The sequence below is a fragment of the Mammaliicoccus sp. F-M27 genome, assembly GCF_022387115.1.
Classification (GTDB): Bacteria; Bacillota; Bacilli; order Staphylococcales; family Staphylococcaceae; genus Mammaliicoccus; species Mammaliicoccus vitulinus.
In genome coordinates, this window is the sequence record NZ_JAJNIE010000027.1 from 1 (window position 1) to 4937 (window position 4937).

The window sequence follows — 4937 nt, forward strand, 5'->3', positions numbered from 1 at the left end:
TTGCTTATATCGGTTTACCTGATCATGTTTAGCATTTGTAACTTGTCTTGATTGTCCTCGGTCCAAATCATACCCACGTTGATTAACATATTCGTTAAATCTATCTTGAAACGCTGTTAACGCCTTTTTATTCCCTACAACTTCTTTTGCACTTAATCTACCGTCATCAGTGATAGGAACAACACCATAATGCATATGTGGGGTTTTTTCGTCCATGTGAACTGTTGCATATAATAAATTATCTTTACCGTATTCTTGTTCTAAAAACTCTTTAGCATATTCAAAAAACTGCTTTGTATCTTCTGGCGTTTGATTATCAAAGAAATCATTGTCTGATGTAATTAAACCATCAATGTGTTTAATCGCGTCTGTTCTAATTTTTCTTTTGCCTGTATAATTCTGTTCAATTTTTTCATCAATCAAGTTATTAAAATTCTGTTTATTAGCATTTACCAAATCATAATTTAAGTAAGTTTTACTATGGTCTATATCTTCATTTTCATAATTATTATTTTCTCTTTGAACATGTTTTTGTATGCCTGTTGTATTTGTTCCAGTTTTAACTTTTGAAACTCTAATAATAGAATACGACATATAAAAATCACTCCTCAGCACTAAGGTTTTATAGGTATTTAATACTTTAAGTCTAACACACTAGACTTATTTTACAATAAGTCGTTAATACGTGTGCTCTGCGAGGCTTAAACCTGTTTTTGCTAACGCAAAAAATGAGTGGCAAAATGCTAGCCACTCATAGTTCTAAACCAAAATATAATATAACTATTCAAACTGCTTTTCAGAACGTTTAAATACAATAATCGTCAAAAGACAACATAAAATAATAAGGATAGCCATGGCTACAAGAATATTACTATACACTCCAGAAGAATAATTTATAAATTCCAGAACTAGTTTACGATTAATCAATTGTAGTGACAATAAACCTCCTACAATTGCTATACCTGTTCCCTCTGATAAAAAACTTGTGAAATTTAGCAAACTCATTCCAGAAGCAACTTCTTCTTCAGAAAGACTACTTGATACTATTTTTGATATAACTGTTTTAGTAAAAGATAATCCGCCCATAACAAATATAAACATAAAAGTAGTCAACCACATACTAAACTCAACAAAAAATGCAATAGTTAAAAAACTTATAGAGATAGACAATGATCCTAAAATAAAAACAAATAATGATCCTTTTCTATCCACTAAAAAACCACCAAAATAACCAAAAACAATAACACTCATGGTTCCAGGAAAAATAACACTATTACCTATTGTCGCTACATTTACATGATAAATAGTTTTCATCATATAAGGCACCATTGATATAAAACCAGCTACTATAGAAAATATTAGCCCACCAGAAAACAAACCAAGCATAAACGGAATGTTTTTCCCTAGTTTAGGATTAATAAAAGGGTTAGAAACTCTTGAAATATGTTTAATAAAAATCACAAAAAAGATTGTGAAGAGTATTAAAAAAGTCCAATTATAATTTGTCGTAAATAACATAAAACATATAATACTTATAGACATTAAAACAATACCTACGATATCTAATGTATTTTTTGTTGATTTACCAGGTACCATTACTTTAATAAGAAAAGGTATAGTTACTATTGTAATCATAGGAAGTATAAGTAGGTAAGACCAATGAATATAATGTGCTATTATTCCCCCTATTGAAGGACCTAACCCTTCACCTAAAGCTATAATTGATCCTATAAAACCAAAGGCTTTGCCTTGTTTTTTTCTTGTAATATTTCTAGCTACAACCACCATAATCAGTGAAGGGAATGCAGCAGATCCTACTCCTTGTACTAACCTACCAAAAATCAAAATAAAAAAGTGATTGTGACCAATAAAAGCAATCAATGAACCAAGACAGCTCAAACTAATACCAATAATTAACAATTTTTTTATATTTATATAATCAGATAATTTTCCATATACTGCTGTTCCTATCGAAAAAGTTAACATATATGCAGTGTTTACCCAGTTTGTAATTCCAGGAGTAGTATTAAAATGATTTGCAATATCAGGTAAAGAAACATTTAAAACCATTTCATTTAATACACTAAAAAATGAAAGAATACAAAGCCAAAATAAAACGCTATAAAACAAACCTTTAAATTTTTTATATAAACTAAACAATTTTACCTCTTTACTTGAGATGACTAAAGTTTATAGGGGTAAATTATTCTTTCACCTCATATAAATTCCCCAAATTTTTAAATAGACACTTCATAAAAAAATCCTCCTAAATTAGAATAGTTTAAATATATCATTTTTGTTCAGTAATGTTAATATGTACACTATTTCCAAAATTTAAATTCATGTTGCCAAAAATCGATTTGTTTTTGCAATTGTTTTTCGTTCGCTTTTAAAGTCGATTTCATTAAGTCCGTTAAATCGACTGGCGAAATTTCTTTTATCAAATTCTTATATTTTGTTCTAGAATTTCTGTGAAGCTTTCCCCATTCTTCTTCATCACTCAATAACATAAAAACTATTGCTCTATCCGCAGTGCGTTGGATAGTTTTCCAATCTGGTTGCAAGATATGTAAATCACTAAAGCAATCATTCCAGTAATCCACCATATCTCTTTTAAGTTCGATTTCTACACGCCATAAATGTTCAGACATAACTTCAGCATCTGCATTATCTTTACGTTCTTGCTTTTTATTATAAATTCTAATAAATCTATTACTATCTCTCACGCCAAAATATTTTGTTTCTGGCTTACCATTACGACCATAAAAAATAGTTTTCTTAACTGCTTTATCAGACATTGCATAGTAGTCACTCAAATCATCTTCAAAATCAAAGGCTAAATCTAATCTTGTAAAACCGTCATCTTCCATGTAGCTTATTATATTTTGTTTTAACCAAATCATTTCATCTCGTGTAAGTTTGTTTGGATTAAATTCAATACGCATATTACGTCTATCCCAACTATCTGCTTTCACTTTGTCATATTCAATATAAACTTTTTCTTGAAGTGCTTTAGCTTTAAACTTTGTTTGAAGAATATCCCAAAGTCTTATTTGGGGCTCTACACTCATAAATTTAGAAAGGGCTTGAGCGTTGTCTCGGTTGAGATTTCCAACGATCGTCATTGCATCAAAACTTAATTTTGGATCAGATATGCACACAGTATGTGCGTCCAACCGGCTATTAGAGTAGCCGGTTTTAGAAAAATTGTCTGAATCGTGATTTTCTAAGTGATTTGAATGATTTGTATAATTATTTTTACTCATAAAAAATCGACTCCTTAATTTAATTTAAGAAGTCGCTCACCCGAATATATATCTTGAAGAATAAACTAATATCGTTTAATATCTAGATATACAAATTAAGAACAAAAACATCAACTGTTTTTCTTTAAGGTAAGTCGCTATCACAAACTTTGGCGAGGGAGTGAGCGACTTCTTTTTATTTGCTTATTAATATAACACTATCAAATGTCTTGGTCTAATTGATTAAGACTTTTTTTATGCCTTAAATATTTTATCTTCGCTTTGATACTTACTTAAATACTCGTTATTAATCAACATAGAAATAGCCTGGGACTTACTTAAGCCCATTTGTTCTGCAATTTCTTCAAGTCTTTTCAAAGTATCTTCAGTTAAAGTTATACCTACTTTTGTACGAACCATTTTTACTCCCCATTTCTAACTATTAATAAGTTTATTTTATTCCATTTATACATACATGTCTAGAGATTTCTATACAATAACTCATAAAGTCCCTAAAATGTAGCCTATTTGTAGCTTTGTGAAAAATCGCTATAACCCTTGATATTAAAGGTCTAAACACTTCACAATCTCTGATTTGGCACTCGGCACTTAAAAGGGGGGGTCGTAGTAGTCCCCCTTTTTCCAACTAAATTTGATAAATTCTAAAGCAAAATACAAAAACAGGGCTAACAGATCACTTCGTGAAGTTAGCCCTAAAACCTAAACCATTAACTCAATTTATTTTTTATTCCAATTTCCTTTTTGGTCGGAACCAACAATTCCATGTGATGTTGAGTTGGTACTTTCTTGGGATTAATCCCAATTCAAGCCCAACCAACTCGCTAACAAGTTAGCTATCACATTTCATTATTCCAACCAAAAAGTTTTCTCGGCATAAATGTGGGTATAATTAAATTAGATATACTTAAAACAATTCTTTAAAGGTTTTGAACGCCATTCTATTTTTAGAGTGGCGTTTTTATTTATCTACCTCTACCCCTATCACGTTTTTGCGTATTCTTTTCTTCTTGATATTCTTCAGGATGTATTTGTTTATCTAATATTTGTATCGCCTTTATCATACGACCATTATCTCTACTTACATCATTCATCAAATGCTGGTATTTATTTCTACCAAGAACTTGCTCTAACTTCTCAAAAATCTCTCTAATAACTTTAATAACATTAAGCGCATTATCAAGGTGTTTTTTGAGGTCTTTTATAAACTCATTTGCTCTTGCTAAAGTTTCAGACATATCCTTGTTTTCTTCTCTAAGCTTACTATTTTCATTTTTAAGCTCATTCAACGCTTTACCAGACTTAATACGCTCATAATCTTCTGTAATCGTTTGTGCTGCTTCTATTTGTTTCTGAAAGGTATTAAAATCTTCTTGGCTTATTACAACATTGCCTGTTTCTTGTATTTCTTTGTTGAATAATCCACCTACTTTTTCAGTTTCATGTTCATATTGGACGTTTAAAGGCTTTTTAAGCGTTTCTAATGATTTTTGGTATTGTTCTATCAACTCACTGCTTTTTTGTTGTATATGGCTTAATTTTTGGCTCTCACGCTCATATTCTTGCTTATGATATTCTGTTTTTTGCTTATATCGGTTTACCTGATCATGTTTAGCATTTGTAACTTGTCTTGATTGTCCTCGGTCCAAATCATACCCACGTTGATTAACATAT

4 protein-coding genes and 1 pseudogene are annotated in these 4937 nt (G+C 30.4%); all 5 read right to left on the reverse strand.

The window, feature by feature from the left end; all coding sequences use genetic code 11:
• Window positions 1–594, reverse strand: a 594-nt coding sequence (mobV, locus tag LQ598_RS13525) for a MobV family relaxase (protein ID WP_239745713.1), incomplete at its 3' end; no start/stop codon positions are given.
• A 186-nt stretch (window positions 595–780) separates the two neighbouring features.
• A complete protein-coding gene (gene tet(K) / locus LQ598_RS13530; RefSeq protein WP_181288644.1) occupies window positions 781–2160 on the reverse strand; it encodes a tetracycline efflux MFS transporter Tet(K) in 1380 nt (459 codons plus the stop codon).
• A gap of 161 nt (window positions 2161–2321) precedes the next feature.
• Entirely contained in the window at window positions 2322–3266 is a 945-nt protein-coding gene (locus LQ598_RS13535) for a replication initiation factor domain-containing protein (protein WP_016913209.1), read from the reverse strand.
• A 234-nt stretch (window positions 3267–3500) separates the two neighbouring features.
• Window positions 3501–3665 (reverse strand): ribbon-helix-helix domain-containing protein, encoded by a 165-nt coding sequence (locus LQ598_RS13540; protein WP_017722131.1) that lies wholly within the window; start codon window positions 3663–3665, stop codon window positions 3501–3503.
• Window positions 3666–4228: 563 nt separating this feature from the next.
• Window positions 4229–4937 (reverse strand): annotated as a pseudogene (locus tag LQ598_RS13545) (MobV family relaxase); the annotation flags it as partial.